The 26462-nt window shown below is 67.9% G+C and carries 15 protein-coding genes, 1 tRNA gene and 3 rRNA genes; 16 read left to right on the top strand and 3 right to left on the bottom strand.

Going from position 1 to position 26462, the window contains the following annotated elements; genetic code table 11:
* Positions 1 to 9 precede the first annotated feature (9 nt).
* The 8 genes from AC4BEG_RS08775 to AC4BEG_RS08740 all read left to right on the top strand — a co-directional run bounded on the left by AC4BEG_RS08775 (position 10) and on the right by AC4BEG_RS08740 (position 12200).
* Positions 10 to 2136 carry an outer membrane protein assembly factor BamB family protein gene (locus AC4BEG_RS08775; RefSeq protein WP_490705336.1) on the top strand — a complete coding sequence of 709 codons (2127 nt, stop codon included), beginning with the start codon at positions 10 to 12 and terminating at the stop codon, positions 2134 to 2136.
* Between the two features lie 5 nt (positions 2137 to 2141).
* The gene (locus tag AC4BEG_RS08770; RefSeq protein WP_490705335.1) at positions 2142 to 4310 is read left to right on the top strand and encodes a protein kinase domain-containing protein; all 2169 of its coding nucleotides are present in this window, start codon (positions 2142 to 2144) and stop codon (positions 4308 to 4310) included.
* 42 nt (positions 4311 to 4352) lie between these two features.
* Positions 4353 to 6407, top strand: a complete 2055-nt coding sequence (locus AC4BEG_RS08765) for a protein kinase domain-containing protein (protein ID WP_490705334.1) — start codon at positions 4353 to 4355, stop codon at positions 6405 to 6407.
* A gap of 289 nt (positions 6408 to 6696) precedes the next feature.
* Entirely contained in the window at positions 6697 to 6984 is a 288-nt protein-coding gene (gene rpsO, locus AC4BEG_RS08760) for a 30S ribosomal protein S15 (protein WP_030414166.1), read from the top strand.
* 374 nt (positions 6985 to 7358) lie between these two features.
* Entirely contained in the window at positions 7359 to 9578 is a 2220-nt protein-coding gene (locus AC4BEG_RS08755; RefSeq protein WP_490705333.1) for a polyribonucleotide nucleotidyltransferase, read from the top strand.
* On the top strand, positions 9575 to 10954 hold the full coding sequence (locus AC4BEG_RS08750) for a M16 family metallopeptidase (protein ID WP_490705332.1): 1380 nt from the start codon (positions 9575 to 9577) through the stop codon (positions 10952 to 10954). Before AC4BEG_RS08755 ends, AC4BEG_RS08750 begins: the two co-directional genes overlap by 4 nt.
* 28 nt (positions 10955 to 10982) lie before the next feature.
* The gene (gene dapB / locus AC4BEG_RS08745; protein ID WP_490705331.1) at positions 10983 to 11735 is read left to right on the top strand and encodes a 4-hydroxy-tetrahydrodipicolinate reductase; all 753 of its coding nucleotides are present in this window, start codon (positions 10983 to 10985) and stop codon (positions 11733 to 11735) included.
* A gap of 9 nt (positions 11736 to 11744) precedes the next feature.
* Positions 11745 to 12200 (top strand): hypothetical protein, encoded by a 456-nt coding sequence (locus AC4BEG_RS08740; RefSeq protein WP_490705330.1) that lies wholly within the window; start codon positions 11745 to 11747, stop codon positions 12198 to 12200.
* 16 nt (positions 12201 to 12216) lie between these two features.
* Here the strand turns inward: AC4BEG_RS08740 and AC4BEG_RS08735 are convergent, their stop codons facing one another.
* Complete coding sequence (locus tag AC4BEG_RS08735; protein WP_490705329.1) at positions 12217 to 12771, bottom strand: SCO5741 family PH domain-containing membrane protein; 555 nt, start codon at positions 12769 to 12771, stop codon at positions 12217 to 12219.
* A gap of 63 nt (positions 12772 to 12834) precedes the next feature.
* The gene (locus AC4BEG_RS08730) at positions 12835 to 13077 is read right to left on the bottom strand and encodes a hypothetical protein (RefSeq protein ID WP_490705328.1); all 243 of its coding nucleotides are present in this window, start codon (positions 13075 to 13077) and stop codon (positions 12835 to 12837) included.
* Between the two features lie 198 nt (positions 13078 to 13275).
* Here AC4BEG_RS08730 and thyX point away from each other — a divergent pair, with 198 nt between their 5' ends.
* The 8 genes from thyX to AC4BEG_RS08690 all read left to right on the top strand — a co-directional run bounded on the left by thyX (position 13276) and on the right by AC4BEG_RS08690 (position 23509).
* Entirely contained in the window at positions 13276 to 14016 is a 741-nt protein-coding gene (gene thyX, locus AC4BEG_RS08725) for an FAD-dependent thymidylate synthase (RefSeq protein ID WP_490705327.1), read from the top strand.
* Positions 14017 to 14232: 216 nt separating this feature from the next.
* On the top strand, positions 14233 to 15132 hold the full coding sequence (dapA, locus tag AC4BEG_RS08720) for a 4-hydroxy-tetrahydrodipicolinate synthase (RefSeq protein ID WP_490705326.1): 900 nt from the start codon (positions 14233 to 14235) through the stop codon (positions 15130 to 15132).
* Between the two features lie 123 nt (positions 15133 to 15255).
* Complete coding sequence (locus AC4BEG_RS08715; RefSeq protein ID WP_490705325.1) at positions 15256 to 16941, top strand: ribonuclease J; 1686 nt, start codon at positions 15256 to 15258, stop codon at positions 16939 to 16941.
* Between the two features lie 495 nt (positions 16942 to 17436).
* Positions 17437 to 18965, top strand: a 16S ribosomal RNA gene (locus tag AC4BEG_RS08710).
* Between the two features lie 288 nt (positions 18966 to 19253).
* Positions 19254 to 22378 (top strand): 23S ribosomal RNA (locus AC4BEG_RS08705).
* A gap of 73 nt (positions 22379 to 22451) precedes the next feature.
* Positions 22452 to 22568, top strand: a 5S ribosomal RNA gene (gene rrf, locus AC4BEG_RS08700).
* Together the 16S, 23S and 5S rRNA genes form the textbook arrangement of a ribosomal RNA operon.
* A gap of 104 nt (positions 22569 to 22672) precedes the next feature.
* A complete protein-coding gene (locus AC4BEG_RS08695; protein ID WP_490705324.1) occupies positions 22673 to 23371 on the top strand; it encodes a DegT/DnrJ/EryC1/StrS family aminotransferase in 699 nt (232 codons plus the stop codon).
* Positions 23372 to 23433: 62 nt separating this feature from the next.
* Positions 23434 to 23509, top strand: a tRNA-Thr gene (locus tag AC4BEG_RS08690).
* A gap of 96 nt (positions 23510 to 23605) precedes the next feature.
* Here AC4BEG_RS08690 and AC4BEG_RS08685 read toward each other — a convergent pair.
* Positions 23606 to 26272 carry a SpoIIE family protein phosphatase gene (locus AC4BEG_RS08685; RefSeq protein WP_490705323.1) on the bottom strand — a complete coding sequence of 889 codons (2667 nt, stop codon included), beginning with the start codon at positions 26270 to 26272 and terminating at the stop codon, positions 23606 to 23608.
* Positions 26273 to 26462: the final 190 nt, after the last annotated feature.

Raw genomic sequence — 26462 nt, 5'->3', positions numbered from 1 at the left:
GAAGGACGCATGAAACCGCCGAATCCGGACACCCGGACGGAGCGCTCCGACCAGGACGGGCCCTCGCAGCTCGGACCGTACCGTGTCCTCGACACCCTGGACGTCTCAGGCCACGCCGAGGACGCCCGGCGCCGCATCGCGCGGGACGACCGTACCGGCCGCGTGGTGGTCCTGACGTTCCCGCACTCGTCGCTCGCCGAGGACGCCGGATACGCGGTCCGCTTCCGCGCCGAAGCCGAGAACTCCCGTCGGCTGAGCGGACGTTGGGCGGCGCCAGTCGTTGACGTCGCCCCGGCCGTCGCGGACCTCCCCTGGATCGCCCACGACTGCGTCCCCGCGCTGCCGCTGCCCGCCGCGCTCGCCGCACACAGCGGTCCGCTCCCGGAGCCCACGGTGCGCGCGCTGGGGGTGGCGCTTGCTGAGAGCCTCGCGGCGGCCCATGCCAACGGCCTGGTCTACGCGGGAATATCGCCGGGATCCGTATTTCTGACACCCGACGGTCCACGGCTTACCGGTTATGGACTGGCCCGCGCGGCTTCGGCGGACGCCGGACGCCGCGCCGGGGCGGCGCACGGCATCGTTCCGTCGACCCTGCCGCCGGAGTGGCGTGCGGGCGAACAACTCAGGCCCCAGGGCGACCTTTACGCGCTCGGGGCGGTGCTGGTCTACGCGGCGACGAGCCGACTCGACGCCGCACCCGACGCTCTGATCGGCGGCCTGCGCGGTCCGATCGCCGCCTGCCTGTCCCCGGACCCCGCGGACCGGCCGGAACCCGGCTCCCTGGTTCATGTGTTCACCACCGGCGGCACGGCCCTGCCGGAAGCCGTCCGGGCGGCCTTGGCCGCACAGGCGGCGCGCCACCCGGTGACGGTGCCGCTCGCGCCGCCAACAGCCCCGGAGCCGGCTGCAAGCCAGCGGCGGCCGTCCCGGCGCGCCGTCACCCTCGGAGCGCTGTCCGGCGCGGCCGGACTCGCCCTGGGCGCGGCCGGGGCGGGGATGGCCAGGGCCTTCAACGACGGCCAGCGTCGGAGTCGGCCGGTCCCCCGGGTCCGCGGAACTGCACCCGCTCCACTGTGGCGGCTGACGGTCGACCAGGTCCCAGATCACCCGCCGCTGCTCTGGCGTGGGAGTATCGCGCTGGTTAGGGCCGAGCAGTCGGTGGCGGCGGTGCGCCTCCGGGACGGCAAGCAGCTGTGGAGCCGGGACGACCTGTGGCCGAGCGGCGACTTCACCCTGCTGGGCGGGGGCCTCTTTCTGAAGCCGTCGACCTCCGAGTTCTCGGCGGTCTCCGTCCGTACCGGCAAAGTCGTGTGGACCGAGCGGCGTTACGACGGTTCCGGCCGCCACTTGTTCTTCGACTCGGTGTTGGCGGCTGACGGAGACACGCTCTGGTTGCTGGCCGGGAATGTCGTGGACGGAAACGACCAAGGGCAGGTGGTCGTCGCCTACGATGTCGCGCGGCGCCGGGAGCTGTGGCAGACACCAATCCCGCTCAAGGGCGGCACCGAGTTCTCCGGCCAGGGGGTGCTGCGTGAGGGCGCTGTGCTCGTCCCGGGCACACGGGGCGCGCTGTCCGAGGAGCCATGGTCCTACCTCGCGCTGGACGCACGGAGCGGCCGGAAGCTGTGGAAGCGCAGCTACCGGGGCGTGAGCGCCGATGCCCAGGACATCAGGGTGACGGCACCCGGCGACCTCTTGATCTCCTATGACCGGAAGACCGTGCAGGCACACGACCTCGCCAGCGGCAGGCGGCGCTGGCAGTTCACCACCGGGGGCTATCTCTACACCGCCCCGGCGGTTCACGGCCGGACCCTCTGCCTCACCGACGAGAACATCGACACCTACGCGATCGACACCCGCCGTGGTAAGCAACGCTGGCGGCACGGTCCTGCTTTCACGCGCGTCGCGTCCATGCGGTACAGCGAGACCGGCCTGAGCCACACGGGACGCACGGTCTTCCAGCAGAACGGCTCGGAGGTCGAGGCGTTCGACGCGGTTGATGGCTCACCGCGCTGGCGCTTCGCGCCGGCGGGCACCGGACAGCGGGCCGGTGAGGTCAGCGGATACGTGACCAGCGCACCAGGAATGGCCGTCGTGGTGAACGGCGCGACCCTCTACGCCCTGCCCGTGGACTGATATCGATGCCTCATCCCCTCACCCATGACGACCCCCACCGCATCGGCCCCTACACGCTCGTCGCCCGCCTCGGCAGCGGCGGGATGGGCACCGTCTACCTGGCCCGCTCCCCGGGCGGGCGCACGGTGGCGCTCAAGACGGTGCACCACCGGTTCGCCTCGCAGCCGGAGTTCCGTACCCGCTTCCGGCTGGAGACCGACGCCGCGCGCGTGATCGGTGGCCAGTACGGCGCGCAGGTCGTGGACGCCGATCCGCTGGCGGACACACCGTGGCTCGCCACCGCCTACGTCATCGGTCCGCCGCTCGACGATGCGGTGGCCCTGTGCGGCACCCTGCCCGAGCCCGCCGTACGGGCGATCGGAGCCGCCCTGTGCGACGCGCTTAACCAACTCCACCGGTCGGATGTGGTGCACCGTGATCTCAAACCGTCCAACATCCTGCTGACCGCGACCGGTCCCAAGGTCATCGACTTCGGCATCGCACGGGCGGCGGGCGACGAACGGCTGACCCGGACGGGCGCGGCCGCCGGAACGCCTGCCTACATGTCACCGGAACAGGCGACGGGCGGTGAACACACCGCCGCGGGCGATGTGTTCGCGCTGGCGTCGGTGCTGGTGTTCGCCGCGACCGGACGCCCGCCCTTCGGCACCGGACAGCCCACGGACCTGCTCTACCGGGTGCGCTACGCCGAGCCCGAGCTGTCCGCGGTTCCCGAGGGGCTGCGCCCCGCTCTGGAGCGGTGCCTGGCCAAGGACCCCGGACAGCGGCCGGGCATGGCGGAGTTGGGGTCCCAGCTGCGGGAGGGCGTCGGCGACGTGGTGGACCACCTGCCGGACGCCGTGCTCGCGGATATCGCCCGGCGCGGTGCGGCCGTGTGGGAGGTGCGGCCTTCCCGCCTGCCCGCCCCGGACACCGAGGACATGTCCACCGTGTCGGATGTGTCGAGGGCGTCCCGTCCCGCCCGGCGCAGGCTGCTCGCCGCCGGAGGCGGTCTGCTCGTCGCAGGAAGCGCGGCCGCCGCCTGGGCCCTGCTGCGCGACGGCGGCGGGGAGAAGGCCACCGGCTCCCCGCAGCACGATGCGGCCCCGCGCCGCACGGCAGCACCGCGCCTGGTGTGGAAGGCAACTGGGAGCACTGCCCTGAGGGATGCCCGGCTGCTGCGGGTGGGCGACGGGCTTGCCCTGGTCTCCGAATCCGGGCTGCGCTGCTTCGACGCGCGGACCGGCAAGCGCCGCGGCGTGAACGACGAGCTGGTGACCGACTCGGCCGTGGTTTCCGACGGACACCGGCTGTTCGCCCTGGACCCCGTCGCCTCCACGCTCCGCATCGTCCCTGTCGACTTCGCCACGGGCACCGTACGCTCCCCCCTCGCCACACTGCGGGGAATCTCCGCGGAGGACGCCAGGTTCCTCGCGGCCACCGATTCCGCGCTGATCGTGGAGGGGAAGGCGCGCAGAGGCTGGATGCGGGCCGCCGTCGACCCCGCTACGGGGCACGAGATGTGGCGCCGTCGGATGGCCACGCCGGGGGACGACGAGATCGTGGCCACCCCGGTGGAGACAACGGGACTCATCCGGACACAGGGCGAGCAGGTGACCCTGATCGACGTCCGTAACGGTGCCCCCTGCTGGACGGCCAAGGTGCCCGAGAAGCTGACGGGCGGTCTGCTCGTAGGGGCCCGGCACATGGTCTCCGCCGGCCTGCTGTTCCTCGGCACCTGGGAGCTGATGGCGTTCCGGCTCTCCGACGGCAAACGCGCGTGGACCTTCGGCGCGGGACGGGACCTCGGAACGAGGGACAACAAACCCGGCGTCAATCGCTACGGACCCCCCGTCGTCCAGGACGGCGTGGTCTACTCCGCGGAGCGTGAGCGTGGCCTCGTCGCCCTCGACGCCGCGAGCGGACGCCTGAAGTGGGACCTGAAGAAGGACAATGTCCCGGTACTCGAGTTCGTCGCTACGCCAGCCGCGGACGACGACCACGTCTACGTCTCACCGGACAACGACAGCCAGTGGGTCGCCGCGGTCGACCGCCGCACCCACCAGGTGGCGTGGACGTTCCAGAGCCCGCTTGGCGACCAGGGCGGAAGTTTCACAACGATCATGACGCACCCCCGGGCGAAGCGGCTGATCATCGGACGCGGCGACGCGGTGTGCGCCCTCCCGCTTCCCTGACCCCTGGCTCGTGCCCGATCCCGACCCCCAGGAGCCTCACCCATGAACCCCCTCGGCACCGGTGACCCGCTGCGCCTCGGCCCCTACCGCCTCACCGGCGTGCTCGGGGCGGGCGGCATGGGACAGGTCTACCTGGGCCGGGACGCGCGGGGACAGCTCGCGGCGGTGAAGGTGCTGCGATCAGAGATAGCCCACGAGCCGGAGATGGCCCGGCGCTTCCTGCGCGAGGCGCAGGCGGCCCAGGCGGTGCGGAGCGACGGCGTGGCGCGGGTGCTGGCCGCGCAGATGGTGGGGGGACGGCCGTGGATCGCCACGGAGTTCCTGGCCGGTCCCACCCTCGACCAGGCCGTGGAGCGGTACGGCCCACTGGACGAGCCGACCGCGCGGGCCGTGGGAGCCGCGCTGGTGCGCACGCTCATGGACATCCACGGCGCCGGGCTCGTACACCGCGACCTCAAGCCGTCCAACATCGTGCTGACTTCCCGCGGACCTCGGATCATCGACTTCGGCATTGCCCGGCCCGAGTACGGGCTGACACTGACCACCACCGGGGAGTCGCTCGCCACCCCGGGCTACGCCGCGCCCGAGCAGGTCCTCGGCCAACGGACGGGCCCCGCGGGCGATGTGTTCTCGCTCGGCGTGGTCCTCGCCTACGCCGCGGGAGGACGGCCGCTCTACGAGGGCGGTCACGTGGCGGCGGTGCAGTATCAGGTGGTACACGGCGAGCCGGAACTGGGCGCGGTGCCGGAGGTGATTCGGGCCATCGTCATGCCTTGCCTCGACAAGGAGCCCGGAAAGCGACCTGCCCTCGACGCCATCGCCCGGGAATTGGCACCGGCCCGGGGCGCGGACCGGGCGTGGCGCACCGGACCGTTGGCCGAGGACATCGCGCGACGTGAGGCGGACGCGAGGCGCATGGCCACCCTGCCGGGTGACGAGGCGCCCAGACCCTCACGGCGACGGTTGATCGGTGGGCTGGCGGCGGGCGGCGCGGTGCTCGCGGCCGGGGGCGGGGCGGGCGCCTGGTGGCTGCTGCACCATGACGCCTCACAGGCGGAGACACGGCCATGGGCGGCGAAGCCGCTGGCGAAGTACCAGGAGGGGAGCGCGCCGACGTCGCTCTGGGGCCCGGTGGACACGGGCGTCTCGAACCCTGACGACGAGATCACCCCGCTGCCCGTGCATGACCTCGTCGTCGTCGCAGCCACGGGCCGTCGGCTGCGCGCATATGGCGTTCGCGACGGTGGCAAGCGCTGGACCTCCACCGTGGCCGGGTTGACCGGACGGCCGCTTGTCCTCTCCAACGACACCGTGCTCATCGCCGACACCCATGGCGCCGTACGGGCACTGAGCGCTGAGGACGGCAAAGAGCGCTGGGCGGCGGCGCCCGCGGACGCGGCCACTCTGCTGGCGGTGGACGACAAGGCCGTCTTCCTCGCCACCCGCGGTGGACGACTGCGGGCCGTCTCGCTGGCGACGCGCTCCACAGTGTGGACGGTCCGGTCGCCGGTGAAGCTGCGCGGCGGGCGTCCCGCGGCTGGTGCCGCGGCCAAGGGGCGGCTGGTCGTCCACGGCTCCGAGGGTCAGGCAGTCGCCCTCGACACCCGGAGCGGGAGAACGGCATGGGGTCCCAGGAAGCACGGAACCACCGCCGTGGCCCCGGCCGTCGATGGCGACACCGTCTACCTGGGAGGGGAGGCGCTGACCGCGCTCACGCTCGCGACCGGTGAGCGGAAGTGGGCGCACACCGCTACGGATGATCTCGGCTGGGGCGCTCCGGCCCTGCACGACGGAGTCGTGTACGCCGTGGACGGCACCGATCTGCATGCTCGCCGTGCGGACAGCGGGGCGGCGGAGTGGACGGTGACCGTCGGCCCCGAGGTGCATCCGCTCGATCCTCCGGTGGCCGAGGGCCGCAGCGTGTGGGCAGTGGTGGACTCCACCGGCCGCAGGGGAGTCGTCGCGGCCGATACCCGTGAGGGAAGGATCGCCTGGCCGTACAGTCAGGGCAGTGATGGCGCCTGGCGGCTGGCGGGAGCCGACAACCGGGTGTTCCTGCTCCAGGTCGGTCAGCTCACCGCGATGCCGGTCCTGTAGTCCTCCGGCCTCCGTCCTCCGGCCTCCGTCCTCCGGCCTCCGTCCTCCGGCCACGAGCCACCACCCGCCCGGAGTCCGGACAGCACAGGTGTCCGGACCGGCCCCGCGTCCGGCCCCACCGGGGACGCTGGTACGCTGTGTGACGGCCGTTTGTGTACGCGCCCCCGGAGCCTCCCCAGAGGATCTGGAGACAGCGCCCAGCGGACCCCGCCTCCCGAGTCACGGAAGCTCCCCTGAGACACCGACCAGGGGCACTCGGCGGCTGAAATGACAAATCAAGGAGTACCGCGTGTCGCTCGACGCCGCTACGAAGAAGCAGATCATGGCCGAGTTCGCCACCAAGGAGGGCGACACCGGTTCCCCCGAGGTCCAGGTCGCGCTGCTCTCGCGTCGCATCTCCGACCTGACCGAGCACCTCAAGACCCACAAGCACGACCACCACTCGCGCCGGGGTCTGCTGCTGCTGGTCGGCCAGCGCCGCCGCCTGCTCCAGTACCTGGCGAAGAAGGACATCACGCGCTTCCGTGCGCTGGTCGAGCGCCTCGGCATCCGCCGTGGTGCGGCGGGCGCCAAGTAAGACGTCGTGGAGGGAGCGGTTCCCGGGACTGGGGGCCGCTCCCTTTGCCGTACGTGCCGCCCGGCGGCGGCCACCTCCCGTGCGCAGCGTATTTTGTCCGCTGCGCACCGTATATGCCAGTCAGGTCAGCCATCGTGATGATGGCCGATGCTTTGTAGTCTGGTCCCAACAACGCCATATCGAACGAGGAGGAGCGCCTCATTTCCGCCGTACCGGCGCCACAGGAGCCGGTCCTCGGTAGTGGCTCCCGGAACTGGCAATTCCGGTGGCTTCGATCGAAGACCGGCCCGGCCGCCGGACAACAGGCCCGGGGCGCTGCTCCACCACCGTCCCCCGTCACACGGACGAGGGACGCAGAAGAGGAGAATTCCCTGGTGGAGAACGAGACCCACTACGCCGAGGCCGTCATCGACAACGGCTCCTTCGGCACCCGCACCATCCGTTTCGAGACGGGCCGCCTGGCCCGTCAGGCCGCCGGCTCCGCCGTGGCCTACCTGGACGACGACACCATGGTGCTGTCGGCGACCACCGCGTCGAAGAACCCCAAGGACCAGCTCGACTTCTTCCCGCTGACGGTGGACGTCGAGGAGCGGATGTACGCCGCGGGTCGCATCCCCGGTTCGTTCTTCCGCCGTGAGGGCCGCCCCTCCGAGGACGCGATCCTCACCTGCCGGCTGATCGACCGCCCGCTGCGCCCGTCCTTCAAGAAGGGCCTGCGCAACGAGATCCAGGTCGTCGAGACGATCATGGCGCTCAACCCCGACCACCTCTACGACGTGGTCGCGATCAACGCCGCCTCCTGCTCCACCCAGCTCGCGGGCCTGCCCTTCTCGGGCCCGATCGGCGGTACCCGCGTCGCCCTGATCAAGGGCCAGTGGGTCGCCTTCCCGACCCACAGCGAGCTGGAGGACGCCGTCTTCGACATGGTCGTCGCCGGTCGCGTCCTGGAGGACGGCGACGTCGCGATCATGATGGTCGAGGCCGAGGCCACCCAGCAGACCATCCAGCTGGTGAAGGACGGCGCCGAGGCGCCGACCGAGGAGATCGTCGCGGCCGGCCTCGAGGCCGCGAAGCCGTTCATCAAGGTCCTGTGCAAGGCCCAGTCGGACCTCGCCGCCAAGGCCGCCAAGCCCACCGGCGAGTTCCCGATCTTCCTGGACTACCAGGACGACGTCCTGGAGGCGCTGACCGCCGCCGTCCGCGACGAGCTGTCCCAGGCGCTGACCATCGCGGGCAAGCAGGAGCGCGAGACCGAGCTGGACCGGGTCAAGGGCCTGGCCGCCGAGAAGCTGCTGCCGCAGTTCGAGGGGCGCGAGAAGGAGATCTCCGCCGCGTACCGCTCGCTGACCAAGTCCCTGGTGCGCGAGCGCGTCATCAAGGAGAAGAAGCGCATCGACGGCCGCGGCGTCACGGACATCCGTACGCTCGCCGCCGAGGTCGAGGCGATCCCGCGGGTGCACGGCTCGGCGCTGTTCGAGCGCGGCGAGACCCAGATCCTGGGTGTCACCACGCTGAACATGCTCCGCATGGAGCAGCAGCTGGACACGCTCTCGCCCGAGACGCGCCGCCGCTACATGCACAACTACAACTTCCCGCCGTACTCCACCGGTGAGACCGGCCGCGTCGGCTCCCCCAAGCGCCGCGAGATCGGCCACGGCGCGCTGGCCGAGCGGGCGCTGCTGCCGGTGCTGCCGACGCGCGAGGAGTTCCCGTACGCCATCCGTCAGGTCTCCGAGGCGCTCGGCTCCAACGGCTCGACCTCCATGGGCTCGGTCTGCGCCTCCACCATGTCGCTGCTGAACGCCGGTGTGCCGCTGAAGGCCCCGGTCGCGGGCATCGCCATGGGGCTGATCTCCCAGGAGATCGACGGCGAGACCCACTACGTCACCCTCACCGACATCCTCGGTGCGGAGGACGCCTTCGGTGACATGGACTTCAAGGTCGCCGGTACCAAGCAGTTCGTCACCGCGCTCCAGCTGGACACCAAGCTGGACGGCATCCCGGCCTCCGTCCTGGCCGCGGCCCTCAAGCAGGCCCGCGACGCCCGGCTGCACATCCTCGACGTGATGATGGAGGCCATCGACACACCGGACGAGATGTCCCCCAACGCCCCGCGGATCATCACCGTCAAGATCCCGGTGGACAAGATCGGTGAGGTCATCGGCCCCAAGGGCAAGATGATCAACCAGATCCAGGAGGACACCGGCGCCGAGATCACCATCGAGGACGACGGCACCATCTACATCGGTGCCGCCGACGGCCCGGCCGCCGAGGCCGCCCGCGCCACCATCAACGGCATCGCCAACCCGACGATGCCCGAGGTCGGCGAGCGCTACCTGGGCACGGTCGTGAAGACCACCACCTTCGGTGCCTTCGTCTCCCTGCTCCCGGGCAAGGACGGCCTGCTGCACATCTCGCAGATCCGCAAGCTGGCCGGCGGCAAGCGCGTGGAGAACGTCGAGGACGTGCTCGCGGTCGGCTCCAAGGTCCAGGTCGAGATCGCCGAGATCGACCAGCGGGGCAAGCTCTCGCTGCACCCGGTCATCGAAGGCGAAGACGACAAGGACGAGGCGAAGGACGAAGCCGCCAAGTGACGTCCCGCGCAGACGTGACGACGGCCCGCCCCTCTTCGGAGGGGCGGGCCGTCGCCCGTACCCAAACGCTTCTCAAGGGCGAGAACGGCATCGGAACGGTCCGCAGGACGACCCTCCCCGGTGGCCTGCGCATCGTCACCGAAACCCTTCCGTCCGTCCGCTCGGCCACCTTCGGCATCTGGGCGCACGTCGGCTCGCGCGATGAGACCCCCACGCTCAACGGCGCCACCCACTATCTGGAGCATCTGCTTTTCAAGGGCACCCGGCGGCGCAGCGCGCTGGACATCTCCTCCGCGATCGACGCGGTCGGCGGCGAGATGAACGCCTTCACCGCCAAGGAGTACACCTGCTACTACGCGCGGGTGCTCGACACCGATCTGCCGCTGGCCATAGACGTGGTCTGCGACATGCTGACCGGCTCGCTGATCGACGCCGCGGACGTGGACGCCGAGCGCGGAGTGGTCCTCGAAGAGATCGCGATGACCGAGGACGACCCGGGCGACTGTGTGCACGACCTCTTCGCGCACACCATGCTCGGTGACACCCCCCTCGGCCGCCCGGTCCTGGGCACCGTCGACACCGTCAACGGCCTCGGCCGCGACCAGATCGCCCGCTTCTACAAGAAGCACTACGACCCGACCCATCTGGTCGTCGCCGCCGCGGGCAATGTGGACCACGCCACGGTCGTCCGCCAGGTGCGCGGGGCCTTCGAGAAGGCGGGCGCCCTGACCCGTAACGACGCGGTCCCGGTCGCCCCGCGCGGCGGCTCCCGGACGATCCGCGCCGCGGGCCGGGTGGAGCTGCTGAACCGCAAGACCGAGCAGGCGCACATCGTCCTCGGCATGCCCGGCATCCCGCGCACCGACGACCGGCGCTGGGCGCTCGGGGTGCTCAACGCGGCGCTCGGCGGCGGTATGAGCTCCCGGCTCTTCCAGGAGGTCCGGGAGAAGCGCGGACTCGCCTACAGCGTCTACTCGTACACCTCCGGCTTCGCCGACTGCGGACTGTTCGGCGTCTACGCGGGCTGCCGCCCCAGCCAGGTGCACGACGTGCTGAAGATCTGCCGCGACGAGCTCGACCAGGTCGCCCAGCACGGCCTCACCGACGACGAGCTGCGGCGCGCCGTCGGCCAGCTCTCCGGCTCCACGGTGCTGGGCCTGGAGGACACCGGCGCGCTGATGAACCGCATCGGCAAGAGCGAGCTGTGCTGGGGCGAGCAGATGTCGGTGGACGACATGCTCGCGCGGATGGCCGCGGTCACCCCCGACGAGGTGCGCGAGGTGGCGCGCGATGTACTGGGACGGCGTCCTTCGCTGTCCGTCATCGGCCCGCTGAAGGACAAGCAGGCGGCCCGCCTCGACGACACCGTCGCCTAGCCGCACCGGAACCGAAGGAAGAGAAACGATGAGCAAGCTGCGCGTGGCCGTCCTCGGTGCCAAGGGCCGGATCGGCTCCGAGGCCGTACGGGCCGTCGAGGCCGCCGAGGACATGGAGCTGGTCGCCGCCCTCGGCCGCGGTGACTCGCTTCAGACCCTGACCGACGCGGGCGCCGAGGTCGCGGTGGAGCTGACCGAGCCCGGCTCGGTCATGGACAACCTCGAGTTCTGCCTCCGGCACGGCATCCACGGCGTCGTCGGCACCACCGGCTGGACCGACGAGCGCCTCGCGCGGCTGCGCGGCTGGCTCGACGCCTCGCCCCGCACCGGGGTGCTCATCGCGCCGAACTTTTCCATCGGCGCGGTGCTCACCATGCGGTTCGCCCGCCAGGCCGCCCGGTTCTTCGAGTCGGTCGAGGTCATCGAGCTGCACCACCCCAACAAGGTGGACGCCCCCTCCGGCACCGCCGCCCGCACCGCCCAGCTGATCGCCGAGGCCCGCCGGGAGGCGGGCTGCGCTCCCGCGCCGGACGCCACGGCCACCGGTCTGGACGGGGCGCGGGGCGCCGACGTGGACGGCGTACCGGTGCACTCGGTGCGGCTGCGTGGACTCCTCGCCCATCAGGAGGTCCTGCTCGGCGGTGAGGGCGAGACGCTCACCATCCGCCATGACTCCACCCACCACAGCAGCTTCATGCCGGGCATCCTGCTCGGCGCGCGGCGCGTGGTGACCACCCCCGGCCTGACCTTCGGCCTGGAACACTTCCTCGATCTGGACTGAGGGCCACCGGTGCGCGCAAAGATCACGTATTTCGTCCTCGCGGCCGTCCTGGTCGTGTACTTCGTCCTGGTCGGCAGCCGCGGGGTGCTGCTGATCAAGGAGGGCACCCCGGTCACCATCGCCTTCGGGCTTGCGGTGCTGGTGCTGCCGTTCATCGGCGCCTGGTTCCTGTGGCAGACCACGCAGTTCGCGCGGAACGCCGACCGGCTGGCGCGTGAGCTGGAGGCCGAGGGCGGTCTTCCGGTGGACGAGCTGGAGCGCACCCCGGGCGGGCGGATCGACCGGGACTCCGCGGACGCGGTCTTCGCCAAGCGGCGGGCCGAGACCGAGGAGTCCCCGGACGACTGGCGCTCCTGGTTCCGGCTCGCGGTTGCCTACCACGACGCCCGGGACGTCCCGCGGGCCCGCAAGGCGATGCAGCGTGCCATCGCGCTGCACGACGGCAGGCCGGTACGAGCCCGTTGACACCGGGCCCGTCCGGTCAGGGGCGGTAGGCCGCCGCCCAGCTCTCGATGGCGTCGGCGGCCATGTCGAACCCTTCCGGGCGCGCCAGGAAGTCGGCGCTGTGGCTGGAGATCAGGATGCGGGCCGCACCGCCGCCCGTCGGCTGAGCGATCACTGCCTGCCCCTGCACGGTGCGCGGCAGGCCCAGCCAGCGGACCGGCTGCTGGGCCGTGCGCAGGGCCGCGATCCGCGGCCAGGCCACGGTGGTCGAGGTGAAGACGCCGACGTGACGCAGGCCGTGGGCGCTGACCTGGACACCGGAGTGCACCACCCGTACGGCGAACACGATCACCAGGGCGGCCACGGCGACACAGATTCCGGCGGCGGGCAGCGATCCCGCCATCGCGATGATCATCGCGGAGAAGAGTATGTACGAGGCCAGCAGGAGCAGCAGCGCTGCTCCGCCGACCCGCCAGGGGCCCGGACGGTACGGGCGGCGCCACCGGTTCAGGTCCTCGTACGCGGAATCGTCCGGTGCGCCGCCCGTTTCGTCGTCCAGGGCGCGGTCGGCAGTCAGGAAGGGCAGGGGCACGAGAGGTCCTCACTCACACACACGTCCGGATGGGCCTGTGCTGGGTGAGGCTATCTCAGCGGGTCAGCGCCCGTCCGACGCCTCCGACTGCTGGGTCTGGCTGGTGGGATGGGACTGGGCGTCCAGAGCGGGCATGCCGAACATCAGCGAGCCGATGAAACCGGCGACGATCGTCAGTCCGATCAGGGTGCGGCCGGCGATCTGGGACGGTGTGGCGCGAGGGCGGGCGGGTGGGGTGACATTACTGCGGAAACGGTCGGCTTCGGAGACGAAGGCGAACGGCACGGACTCTCGCCGGCGGGACATGTGCGGGCTCTCCTTGGAACCTCGAGCTTGGGTACTTCTGATCGATAGGACGCATGAACGAGGCCCGAGGTGCCCTGTTTCGACAACTTCATTCAAGATTTTTCCGCTCGGTCCGCCGGATGCGCGCGGCACGGAACTGTCGGCGGCGGCCCGTAAGCTGGGCCCGCCCCGAGCGACGCAATACGGAAGGACCCGTCGGTGACCGAGAGCCCCGCCGAGACCGAGAAGCCCGAGTACCGCAGCGATGTGACCGTTGAGCTGGTCAAGCACAGCGCCGCTGACTCCGACGTCCTGTGGGCCGCGCGGGTGTCCACCGCGGGGGAGCAGTCCCTCGACGAGCTCACCAAGGACCCGGAGCGGTCCAAGGGGCTGATCAACTTCCTGATGCGGGACCGCCACGGCAGCCCCTTCGAGCACAACTCGATGACGTTCTTCATCAGCGCACCGATCTTCGTCTTCCGCGAGTTCATGCGGCACCGCGTGGGCTGGTCGTACAACGAGGAGTCCGGCCGCTACCGGCAGCTCCAGCCGGTGTTCTACATCCCGGGGGAGGCCCGCAAGCTGGTCCAGCAGGGCCGCCCGGGGAAGTACGAGTTCGTCGAGGGCACCCAGGCGCAGCACGAGCTGACCGGCCGGGTGATGGAGGACGCGTACCGCCACGCGTACGAGGCGTACCAGGAGATGCTGAACGCCGGGGTCGCCCGTGAGGTGGCCCGCTCGGTGCTCCCGGTGGGCCTGTTCTCCTCGATGTACGCCACCTGCAACGCCCGCTCGCTGATGCACTTCCTGGGGCTGCGCACCCAGCATGAGCAGGCCACCGTGCCGACCTTCCCGCAGCGCGAGATCGAGATGGTCGGGGAGCTGATGGAGGAGCACTGGGCCCGGCTGATGCCGCTGACGCATGCGGCCTTCAACGCCAACGGCCGGGTTGCCCCCTAACTAGGACCCGTCGCCATGACGCCGGATCCTGGCCGCTTCGCCCCGTCACCGGAGCGAAGTGTCCGTATTGCGGCGTTTCGAGAAGTTCATCTAGGCTGAACAAACGGGCCCGGCACTGCTTGAACCCCCGAGCAGGCAGTGCCGGGTCCCAACTCTTCGCTCCGTCCACCGCCCCGAGGGAGCAATGGGGGGCGCGCTACGAGTAGCGTGGGGCCCATGGCACCGACTTCCACATCGCAGACGCCTTTCGGGCGGGTGCTGACCGCCATGGTCACGCCATTCACTTCGGACGGCACGCTCGACCTCGACGGCGCCCAGCGACTCGCCGCCCACCTGGTGGACGCCGGCAATGACGGCCTGATCGTCAACGGCACCACCGGCGAGTCCCCCACCACCAGCGATGTGGAGAAAGCCCAGCTCGTACGAGCCGTGGTGGAGGCGGTCGGCGACCGCGCCCATGTCGTGGCCGGTGCCAGCACCAACGACACCGCGCACAGCCTCGAGCTCGCCCGCGCGGCCGAGCAGGCGGGCGCCCATGGCCTGCTGGCGGTCACGCCGTACTACAGCAAGCCTCCGCAGGAGGGCATCCTCCGCCACTTCACCGCCATCGCCGATGCCACCGGGCTGCCGGTCATGCTCTATGACATCCCCGGCCGCAGCGGCGTCCCGATCAGCACCGAGACCATCGTCCGGCTCGCCGAGCACCCGCGCATCGTCGCCAACAAGGACGCCAAGGGCGACCTCGGCCGCGCCAGCTGGGCCATCGCCCGCTCGCGCCTGGCCTGGTACTCCGGCGACGACATGCTGAACCTCCCGCTGCTGTCGGTCGGCGCGGTCGGCTTCGTCTCCGTTGTCGGGCACCTCGTCAGCCCCGAGCTGCGCGCGATGCTCGAAGCCCATCTCGCGGGCGACGTCGCGAAGGCAACAGAGATCCATCAGCAGCTGCTCCCGGTCTTCACCGGGATGTTCCGCACCCAGGGCGTCATCACGACAAAGGCCGCGCTGGCTCTCCAGGGCCTGCCCGCGGGGCCGCTGCGGCTGCCGCTTGTCGACCTCACCCCCGAGGAAACGGAACAGCTCAGGCGCGATCTTGCCGCTGGCGGGGTACAGCTCTAATCAAAGACGCGACAGTCACACCTTCATACTTCACAACTGCATACAGACACATCAGCAAGTGCACGAATGTCACGCGCGCCATGTGCCCCTGGGGCATGTGGCGTGTGTGGTGAGGAGAGTCTTTTGAGTCATCCGCATCCTGAGCTCGGCCCCCCGCCGAAGCTCCCCGAGGGCGGTCTGCGGGTCACCCCGCTCGGCGGCCTCGGCGAGATCGGCCGCAATATGACGGTCTTCGAGTACGGCGGCCGGCTGCTGATCGTCGACTGCGGAGTGCTCTTCCCCGAGGAGGAGCAGCCCGGAGTCGACCTGATCCTGCCGGACTTCACCTCCATCCGGGACCGTCTCGACGACATCGACGGCATCGTGCTCACCCACGGCCACGAGGACCACATCGGCGGTGTCCCCTTCCTGCTCCGCGAGAAGCCGGACATCCCGCTGATCGGCTCCAAGCTGACCCTCGCCCTGATCGAGGCCAAGCTCCAGGAGCACCGGATCCGTCCGTACACCCTCGAGGTCGAGGAGGGGCACCGCGAGCGCATCGGGCCCTTCGAGTGCGAGTTCATCGCGGTCAACCATTCCATCCCGGACGCCCTCGCGGTCGCCATCCGCACCCCGGCCGGTATGGCCGTGCACACCGGCGACTTCAAGATGGACCAGCTCCCGCTGGACGGCCGGCTGACCGATCTGCCTGCCTTCGCCAAGCTGGGCGAGGAGGGCATCGACCTGTTGCTGGTGGACTCCACCAACGCCGAGGTCCCCGGCTTCGTCCCGCCCGAGCGCGATATCTCGAACGTGCTGCGCCAGGTGTTCGCCAACGCCCAGAAGCGCATCATCGTCGCCAGCTTCGCCAGCCATGTGCACCGCATCCAGCAGATCCTCGACGCGGCCCATGAGTACGGACGCCGGGTCGCCTTCGTCGGCCGTTCGATGGTCCGGAACATGGGCATCGCGCGCGACCTCGGCTATCTGCGGGTCCCGGCCGGCCTTGTCGTCGATGTGAAGGCGCTCGACGACCTCCCGGACGACGAGGTGGTGCTCGTCTGCACCGGCTCCCAGGGCGAGCCGATGGCAGCGCTGTCCCGGATGGCCAACCGCGATCACCAGATCCGGATCGTCCCGGGCGACACGGTGATCCTCGCGTCATCGCTGATCCCGGGCAATGAGAACGCGGTCTACCGGGTCATCAACGGTCTGACCCGCTGGGGTGCCAACGTTGTCCACAAGGGCAACGCCAAGGTCCATGTCTCCGGCCATGCCTCGGCCGGGGAACTGCTGTACTTCTACAACATCTGCAAGCCCCGGAACCTGATGCCGGTGCACGGCGAGTGGCGTCATCTGCGGGCCAACGCCGAACTGGGCGCCCTGACCGGCGTTCCGAAGAACCGTTGTGTCATTGCCGAGGACGGTGTGGTGGTCGACCTCGTCGACGGCACCGCCAAGATCGTCGGCAAGGTCCAGGCCGGATACGTCTATGTGGACGGCCTCACGGTCGGCGATGTCACCGAAACCTCGCTGAAGGACCGCCGCATCCTCGGCGAGGAGGGCATCATCTCGGTGTTCGTCGTCGTCGACAGCACGACCGGCAAGATCGTGGGCGGGCCGCACATCCAGGCCCGGGGCTCCGGTATCGAGGACGCCGCGTTCTCGGCCGTCCTCCCGAAGATCGAAGACGCCCTGGCCAAGAGCGCCTCCGACGGAGTCGCCGACACCCACCAGCTCCAGCAGCTCGTACGCCGCGCGATGGGCAAGTGGGTGTCCGACAGCTACCGCCGCCGCCCCATGATCCTCCCCATCGTGGTCGAGGTCTGACACACCCTCAGCACCGGTGCGGCGCTGAACAGCGAGCGGGGCTCCTCGATTTGCATCGAGGAGCCCCGCTCCAGTACGTTTACGGCTCCGCCAACGGGGGAACCCGGAGCGCCCATGGCCCTCCGGAGGAGCCCGAGGCGGAGGTGGAAAATCGGCTCAGAGAATTCTGATAAAGTCGAGAACACCGAAAGGGAAGGCCCTCCAACGGCCACCAGAATCGGAATTCGGTTCGGAAACGGACCGGAACACGGATCTGGTAAGGTTGGAAACAACGAAGGGAAGCGCCCGGAGAAACCGGTGAAACGGTTTCGAAGGAAGCGTCCGTTCCTTGAGAACTCAACAGCGTGCCAAAAGTCAACGCCAGATATGTTGATACCCCGTCCACTCGTGGACGAGGTTCCTTTGAAAAACACACAGCGAGGACGCTGTGAACCATCGGACTATTCCTCCGGTGGTTCCGCTCTCGTGCAGTGTTGCCGGGATATCCCGGAAGCATTCACGGAGAGTTTGATCCTGGCTCAGGACGAACGCTGGCGGCGTGCTTAACACATGCAAGTCGAACGATGAACCGGTTTCGGCCGGGGATTAGTGGCGAACGGGTGAGTAACACGTGGGCAATCTGCCCTGCACTCTGGGACAAGCCCTGGAAACGGGGTCTAATACCGGATATGACCACCGACCGCATGGTCTGGTGGTGGAAAGCTCCGGCGGTGCAGGATGAGCCCGCGGCCTATCAGCTTGTTGGTGGGGTGATGGCCTACCAAGGCGACGACGGGTAGCCGGCCTGAGAGGGCGACCGGCCACACTGGGACTGAGACACGGCCCAGACTCCTACGGGAGGCAGCAGTGGGGAATATTGCACAATGGGCGAAAGCCTGATGCAGCGACGCCGCGTGAGGGATGACGGCCTTCGGGTTGTAAACCTCTTTCAGCAGGGAAGAAGCGCAAGTGACGGTACCTGCAGAAGAAGCGCCGGCTAACTACGTGCCAGCAGCCGCGGTAATACGTAGGGCGCGAGCGTTGTCCGGAATTATTGGGCGTAAAGAGCTCGTAGGCGGCTTGTCGCGTCGGATGTGAAAGCCCGGGGCTTAACCCCGGGTCTGCATTCGATACGGGCAGGCTAGAGTTCGGTAGGGGAGATCGGAATTCCTGGTGTAGCGGTGAAATGCGCAGATATCAGGAGGAACACCGGTGGCGAAGGCGGATCTCTGGGCCGATACTGACGCTGAGGAGCGAAAGCGTGGGGAGCGAACAGGATTAGATACCCTGGTAGTCCACGCCGTAAACGTTGGGAACTAGGTGTGGGCGACATTCCACGTTGTCCGTGCCGCAGCTAACGCATTAAGTTCCCCGCCTGGGGAGTACGGCCGCAAGGCTAAAACTCAAAGGAATTGACGGGGGCCCGCACAAGCGGCGGAGCATGTGGCTTAATTCGACGCAACGCGAAGAACCTTACCAAGGCTTGACATACACCGGAAACATCCAGAGATGGGTGCCCCCTTGTGGTCGGTGTACAGGTGGTGCATGGCTGTCGTCAGCTCGTGTCGTGAGATGTTGGGTTAAGTCCCGCAACGAGCGCAACCCTTGTTCTGTGTTGCCAGCATGCCCTTCGGGGTGATGGGGACTCACAGGAGACTGCCGGGGTCAACTCGGAGGAAGGTGGGGACGACGTCAAGTCATCATGCCCCTTATGTCTTGGGCTGCACACGTGCTACAATGGCCGGTACAATGAGCTGCGAAGCCGCGAGGTGGAGCGAATCTCAAAAAGCCGGTCTCAGTTCGGATTGGGGTCTGCAACTCGACCCCATGAAGTCGGAGTCGCTAGTAATCGCAGATCAGCATTGCTGCGGTGAATACGTTCCCGGGCCTTGTACACACCGCCCGTCACGTCACGAAAGTCGGTAACACCCGAAGCCGGTGGCCCAACCCCTTGTGGGAGGGAATCGTCGAAGGTGGGACTGGCGATTGGGACGAAGTCGTAACAAGGTAGCCGTACCGGAAGGTGCGGCTGGATCACCTCCTTTCTAAGGAGCACATAGCCGACTGCAAGCAAGTGTCTTGCACGGTTGCTCATGGGTGGAACGTTGACTACTCGGCATTGTTTCGGAAGCTGTCTGCTAGTACTGCCTCTTCGGGGGCGTGGAACGCGGGGTCAAGCGGATGAGGGGTGTCGGGCACGCTGTTGGGTGTCTGAGGGTACGGACTCGTAAGGGGTTTGTCCTTCGGCCGGTCCCGGTGTTCCATGCCGTGTGGTGTGGGTGACGGGTCACGGGTCGTTATTTGAGAACTGCACAGTGGACGCGAGCATCTGTGGCCAAGTTTTTAAGGGCGCACGGTGGATGCCTTGGCACCAGGAACCGATGAAGGACGTGGGAGGCCGCGATAGGCCCCGGGGAGCTGTCAACCGAGCTTTGATCCGGGGGTGTCCGAATGGGGAAACCCGGCAGTCGTCATGGGCTGTCACCCGCTGCTGAACACATAGGCAGTGTGGAGGGAACGCGGGGAAGTGAAACATCTCAGTACCCGCAGGAAGAGAAAACAACCGTGATTCCGGGAGTAGTGGCGAGCGAAACTGGATGAGGCCAAACCGTATGTGTGTGATACCCGGCAGGGGTTGCGCATGCGGGGTTGTGGGAGTTCTCTTGATCGGTCTGCCGGCCGGTCGGTGAGTCAGAAATTGTTGATGTAGGCGAAGGGCATGCGAAAGGCCCGGCGTAGAGGGTAAGACCCCCGTAGCTGAAATGTCGGCAACTTGCTTGAGAACCACCCAAGTAGCACGGGGCCCGAGAAATCCCGTGTGAATCTGGCGGGACCACCCGCTAAGCCTAAATATTCCCTGGTGACCGATAGCGGATAGTACCGTGAGGGAATGGTGAAAAGTACCGCGGGAGCGGAGTGAAATAGTACCTGAAACCGTGTGCCTACAAGCCGTGGGAGCGTCGCGCAGAGACTTGTCTCTGCGTCGTGACTGCGTGCCTTTTGAAGAATGAGCCTGCGAGTTTGCGGTGTGTTGCGAGGTTAACCCGTGTGGGGAAGCCGTAGCGAAAGCGAGTCCGAATAGGGCGGTTGAGTAGCACGCTCAAGACCCGAAGCGGAGTGATCTAGCCATGGGCAGGTTGAAGCGGAGGTAAGACTTCGTGGAGGACCGAACCCACCAGGGTTGAAAACCTGGGGGATGACCTGTGGTTAGGGGTGAAAGGCCAATCAAACTCCGTGATAGCTGGTTCTCCCCGAAATGCATTTAGGTGCAGCGTCGTGTGTTTCTTGCCGGAGGTAGAGCACTGGATAGGCGATGGGCCCTACCGGGTTACTGACCTTAGCCAAACTCCGAATGCCGGTAAGTGAGAGCGCGGCAGTGAGACTGTGGGGGATAAGCTCCATGGTCGAGAGGGAAACAGCCCAGAGCATCGACTAAGGCCCCTAAGCGTATGCTAAGTGGGAAAGGATGTGGAGTCGCAGAGACAACCAGGAGGTTGGCTTAGAAGCAGCCATCCTTGAAAGAGTGCGTAATAGCTCACTGGTCAAGTGATTCCGCGCCGACAATGTAGCGGGGCTCAAGTATACCGCCGAAGTCGTGTCAATCCAGCATGTACCCCTAACGGGGGCTGGGTTGGGTAGGGGAGCGTCGTGTGCCGGGTGAAGCAGCCGTGTAAGCGAGTTGTGGATGGTTCACGAGTGAGAATGCAGGCATGAGTAGCGATACACACGTGGGAAACGTGTGCGCCGATTGACTAAGGGTTCCTGGGTCAAGCTGATCTGCCCAGGGTAAGTCGGGACCTAAGGCGAGGCCGACAGGCGTAGTCGATGGACAACCGGTTGATATTCCGGTACCCGCTTTGAAGCGTCCAATATCGAATCCTCTGATGCTAAGGCCGTGAAGCCGCCTCTGATCTCTTCGGAGTGAGGGGGAGTGGTGGAGCCGCTGACCCTAGGTGGTAGTAGGTAAGTGATGGGGTGACGCAGGAAGGTAGTCCAGCCCGGGCGGTGGTTGTCCCGGGGTAAGGGTGTAGGCCGTGCGGTAGGTAAATCCGTCGCACATATAGGGCTGAGACCTGATGCCGAGCCGATTGTGGTGAAGTGGATGATCCTATGCTGTCGAGAAAAGCCTCTAGCGAGTTTCATGGCGGCCCGTACCCTAAACCGACTCAGGTGGTCAGGTAGAGAATACCGAGGCGTTCGGGTGAACTATGGTTAAGGAACTCGGCAAAATGCCCCCGTAACTTCGGGAGAAGGGGGGCCATTGCTGGTGATGGAGTTTACCTCCGGAGCTGGTGGTGGCCGCAGAGACCAGCGAGAAGCGACTGTTTACTAAAAACACAGGTCCGTGCGAAGCCGTAAGGCGATGTATACGGACTGACGCCTGCCCGGTGCTGGAACGTTAAGGGGACCGGTTAGTCGACCTTCGGGTTGGCGAAGCTGAGAACTTAAGCGCCAGTAAACGGCGGTGGTAACTATAACCATCCTAAGGTAGCGAAATTCCTTGTCGGGTAAGTTCCGACCTGCACGAATGGCGTAACGACTTCTCGACTGTCTCAACCATAGGCCCGGTGAAATTGCATTACGAGTAAAGATGCTCGTTTCGCGCAGCAGGACGGAAAGACCCCGGGACCTTTACTATAGCTTGATATTGGTGTTCGGTTCGGCTTGTGTAGGATAGGTGGGAGACTGTGAAGCGCTGACGCCAGTCAGTGTGGAGTCGTTGTTGAAATACCACTCTGGTCGTGCTGGATGTCTAACCTGGGTCCGTGATCCGGATCAGGGACAGTGTCTGGTGGGTAGTTTAACTGGGGCGGTTGCCTCCTAAAGGGTAACGGAGGCGCCCAAAGGTTCCCTCAGCCTGGTTGGCAATCAGGTGTTGAGTGTAAGTGCACAAGGGAGCTTGACTGTGAGACTGACGGGTCGAGCAGGGACGAAAGTCGGGACTAGTGATCCGGCGGTGGCTTGTGGAAGCGCCGTCGCTCAACGGATAAAAGGTACCCCGGGGATAACAGGCTGATCTTCCCCAAGAGTCCATATCGACGGGATGGTTTGGCACCTCGATGTCGGCTCGTCGCATCCTGGGGCTGGAGTCGGTCCCAAGGGTTGGGCTGTTCGCCCATTAAAGCGGTACGCGAGCTGGGTTTAGAACGTCGTGAGACAGTTCGGTCCCTATCCGCTGTGCGCGTAGGAGTCTTGAGAAGGGCTGTCCCTAGTACGAGAGGACCGGGACGGACGAACCTCTGGTGTGCCAGTTGTCCTGCCAAGGGCATGGCTGGTTGGCTACGTTCGGGAGGGATAACCGCTGAAAGCATCTAAGCGGGAAGCCTGCTTCGAGATGAGGGCTCCCACCTCCTTGAGAGGGTAAGGCTCCCAGTAGACGACTGGGTTGATAGGCCAGATATGGAAGCCGGGTGACCGGTGGAGTTGACTGGTACTAATAGGCCGAGGGCTTGTCCTCAGTTGCTCGCGTCCACTGTGTTGGTTCTGAAGTAATGAACCGTGTCGAATTTTCCGGTTCAACTTTATAGTGTTTCGGTGGTCATTGCGTTAGGGAAACGCCCGGTTACATTCCGAACCCGGAAGCTAAGCCTTTCAGCGCCGATGGTACTGCAGGGGGGACCCTGTGGGAGAGTAGGACGCCGCCGAACAAATTGTGAGAGAGCCCTATCGGGAACTTCGGTTCCTGATAGGGCTCTCTTTTGTTGTGTTGCGGGTCACGCGGTGTTCATGTTGCGTGGGCACGATGCAAGCCATGGGCACTCCTACGGATGAGCTGTGGCGTGAGTTGACCCGGCTGGGCATCCGGCCGGGCGACGAGGTGATCGTGCCGTCCTACGGCACTCCCGAAGCGGCGGAAGCGGTGCTGTTGGCCGGCGCGAGGCCGGTCTTCGTGGACATCGACGCCGAGACCTTCTGCATAGATCCCGCCGCGGTGACCGAGGCGATCACGCCCCGGACCGCGGCCGTTGTGGCTGTACACACTTTCGGACACCCGGCCGACATGGCCGGTCTCACCGCGCTGGGCCGGCGGCACGGCGTTCAGATCGTCGGCTACGGGGCGCATCCCGATCCCGCCGGGGAGATTCTGCGCCGGCAGGCGAACGCGGCCTATCTGGACGGAAAGCTGCGCGGGGTCATCACGCCCGCCGTGCGGCAGGGAGTGGAACACACCTACCAGCAGTACGTGGTGCGGGTACCCGGCAATGGCCGCCCGGACCGCGACGCCTTCGCCCGTACGCTGCGTTCTCGCGGCGTCGTCTGCCACGTACCGGTCCAGACGCCCGCACACCGCACCGCGCGCTTCCGGCGCGATCTGTGGCTCGCGGAGACCGAGCGGGCGGCCGACGAATGCCTGGCGCTGCCCGTTGATCCGGCCATGTCGCGGCGGGAGTTGCAGCGGGTGGTCTCGGCCTGCAACGCGCTCGGAGGACTGTTGCAGTCGGCTGCCTGAGCGACCGGGGTGGGGTGGTCGGGAGCGCACTCGAGTTCGGGTAGGATCTATCTCGTTGCCGCGCCCCAATAGCTCAGTCGGCAGAGCGTCTCCATGGTAAGGAGAAGGTCTACGGTTCGATTCCGTATTGGGGCTCCAGCAGAAGGCCCCCGCCAAGTGGCGGGGGCCTTCGTCGTGTTCGGCTCCAGGGTCTTGGACGGGGGCGGGGGCAAGCCGTCTCGTCCCCGCCTCCCGTCAGATGTCGTGCGGCTCGGGGATGCGCATCGCCAGGATCGCCATGTCGTCGGACGGCGGCTCCGCCGCGAAGCGCTCGACGGCCCGCAGCACCCGCGCGGCCACCGCGCCCGCGGTGAGCCCTGTGCAGGTGGTGAGGACATCGGTGAGGCCCTCGTCGCCGAGCATCCTGGTGCCCTCGCGTCGCTCGGTGACCCCGTCGGTGACGCACAGCAGGACGTCGCCCGGGTCGAGGGTGATGGTCTGCTCGTACAGCTCCAGGTCCTCCATGACGCCGAGCAGCGGCTGCGGTTCGGCGGCCGCCTCGACGCTGCCGTCCTGGCGGAGCCGCAGCGGCAGCGGGTGTCCGGCGCAGACGACCTTGAGGACGGCGCTGCCGTCGTGCTGCGGCCACAACTCCCCGTAGAGCAGGGTCAGGAAGCGGCTGCGGGCGCCCTCGTCGAGGATGGCCGCGTTGAGCCGCTCCAGCACCGCGGGACCGCCGAAGCCTTCGCGGGCGAGCAGCCGCAGCGCGTGCCGGGCCAGGCCGGTCACCGCGGCGGCTTCCGGGCCGGTGCCGCAGACGTCGCCGATGGCGAAGCCGTAGGCGCCGTCGCGGATCGGGAAGAGGTCGTAGAAGTCACCACCGACCTCGTTGCCCTCACCCGCGGCGCGGTAGATCACCTCGACCTCGACACCGGGGACCTCGGGCTGCTCCGGAGGCAGCAGGCTGCGCTGGAGGGACTGGCTGATGGCGGTGCGCTCCGAGTACAGCCGGGCGTTGTCCAGGGCGAGCGCGGCCCGCCGGGAGAGGTCCTCGGCGAGCTCCAGGTTCTCCTGGCGGAAGTGCTCGTCGGTGGGCTTGCCGAGGGTCAGCATGCCGATCACGCGGTTCCGGGCCACCAGGGGCAGTACGACCGTCTCGCCACCCACCGCGGACGCGGTCGCCAGGGAGGCGCCGGGGCCGGAGGAGGGGCGGGCGGAGTCGCCGAGGCTGAGGCTGCGCAGCGAGGTCCGCAGGGCCGCGGCGTGGGCGGCGTCGTACGGGCCGGACCAGCTGCGGGCGCCGCCGGTGGGCACCTGCTCCGGCGGATCGATCTTCGTCAGCAGGGCCTTGAGGCCGTCGATGCGATCCTCGTCCTCGTGCAGGACGTAGGAGAGCTCGGGTTCGGAGACCTGGTCGGCGACGGTGTAGACGGCGCACCAGCTGGCGAGGGTGGGGACCGTCATCTGTGCCATCAGCGCCAGGGTCTGGTCGCGGTCCAGAGTGCCCGCGAGCAGGTCGGACGCCTCGACGAGGAAGGACAGCGAGCCACGGCGCAGCCGCTCGAGCTCGGTGAGGCGGGCCCGTTCGACGGCGAGCGCGATGCGGTCGGCGGCGAACTGGAGTCTCAGCGCTTCCTCGTTGCTGTACCGGCCGGGGGCCTCGGCGGCGACGCCGAGCGAGCCGGTGAGCCGTCCCTCGACCTTGAGCGGGACCGTGACGACCGACCGCATCCCGGTGTTGACCAGGAGCGGGACGGCGCCGGGCAGCGCCGACAGGTCCTCGTGGACGGCGGGCATCCGCGCCGATCCGTAGCGGCCGGTGCCGGCTTCGACGGGGACGCGGGCGAAGCGCTGGCGGGCGGAGGGCAGCCCGGTCGAGGCGCGGACCTCCAGCTCGGTTTCGTCGTCGGTGGCGAGCAGCAGATAGGCGGCGTCCCCGTCGAGCATGTCGCGGGCCCGCTCGACGGTGCGCTGGAGCAGACCGTCGAGGTCGTCGGGGGCCGGTGAGCCGATGAAGACCTCGAAGGCGTCGGAGGCCGGACCGCGTTCGGTGGATTCGCCGCTGTCGGGCGCCACCGCGCGCAGCGGGCTCTGGAGGACGGCGCGCTCGTGGTCCCGCACCAGCAGACAGACGGTGGACGGGTCGCCCTGGGCGTCGCGGATGCGCAGATGCGAGGCGTAGACGGGGGAGACGCGGCCGTCGGCGCCGCGGATGCCGTACGAGCCCTCCCAGCGGGAGAGCTGGAGGGCCTCGGCGACGCCGGTGCCGGTGCCGGGGGTGTGCGGCCAGGCCGCGAGGTCGGTCAGCGGCTTGCCGATGACCTGCTCCGGGGCGTAGCCGAACAGCTCCTGGGCGTCGTCGTTCCAGGCGCTGATGAGGGCGCCGCTGTCGACCTGGACCACGGCGACCCGGATCCGGGCGTCGGTGAGGGGCAGGGCGCTGGAGGGCAGTGCGGGGCCCGCGGCGCGGGTGCCGGCCGGGCGGTCGGGGAAGTCGAGCTGGAACCAGACCTGCTTGTGGGTGGCCGTGTACTCGACTCCCCAGCGTGCCGCGAGGGCCGCGCAGAGTAGCAGACCGCGGCCGCCTTCGCTATCGGGGCTTCCGAAGTGGTGGCCGCCGTTGCTCTGCACCGGAAGCTCCCGCTCCGGGTACCGGTCGGCGACCTCGACGCGTACGCCGGTGTCCGCGCGGACGCATTCCACGTCGGCGGTCGTACCGGCGTGGACGACCGCGTTGGTGACCAGTTCACTGGTGAGGACAACGGCGTCGTCGACGATGTCGGTGAGGCCCCATCCTTGCAGCGTGTCCCGGACGAACGTGCGGGCGGCGGCGACCGAGCGGCCGACCGGCTCGAAGGTGGCGGCTGCCCGCGCGGTGATCACAGGTCTCCTCATAAGTGTCTCGGCGATCTGCTCACCCATGTCGCAGCGCCCCTCCGATGCCCTGGCCGGATGCCAGGTTACTTACCTCCACCGCGCTCGCGAATGCCGGTCGTCACTGATTCCACCCCAGAGTGTGCTGTCCGCGGTGTGCGATGCTGCCGAACTGTTATGGCCTGGTTGGACCATGGTGAAACACTGGGCAAGCTGGAAGAGGAACCCGACGAGGATG

This window comes from Streptomyces sp. JLBJ103, from assembly GCF_058215575.1.
Note: the sequence above shows the minus strand (reverse complement) of the source record. Positions and strands in the feature narration are given on the sequence as shown.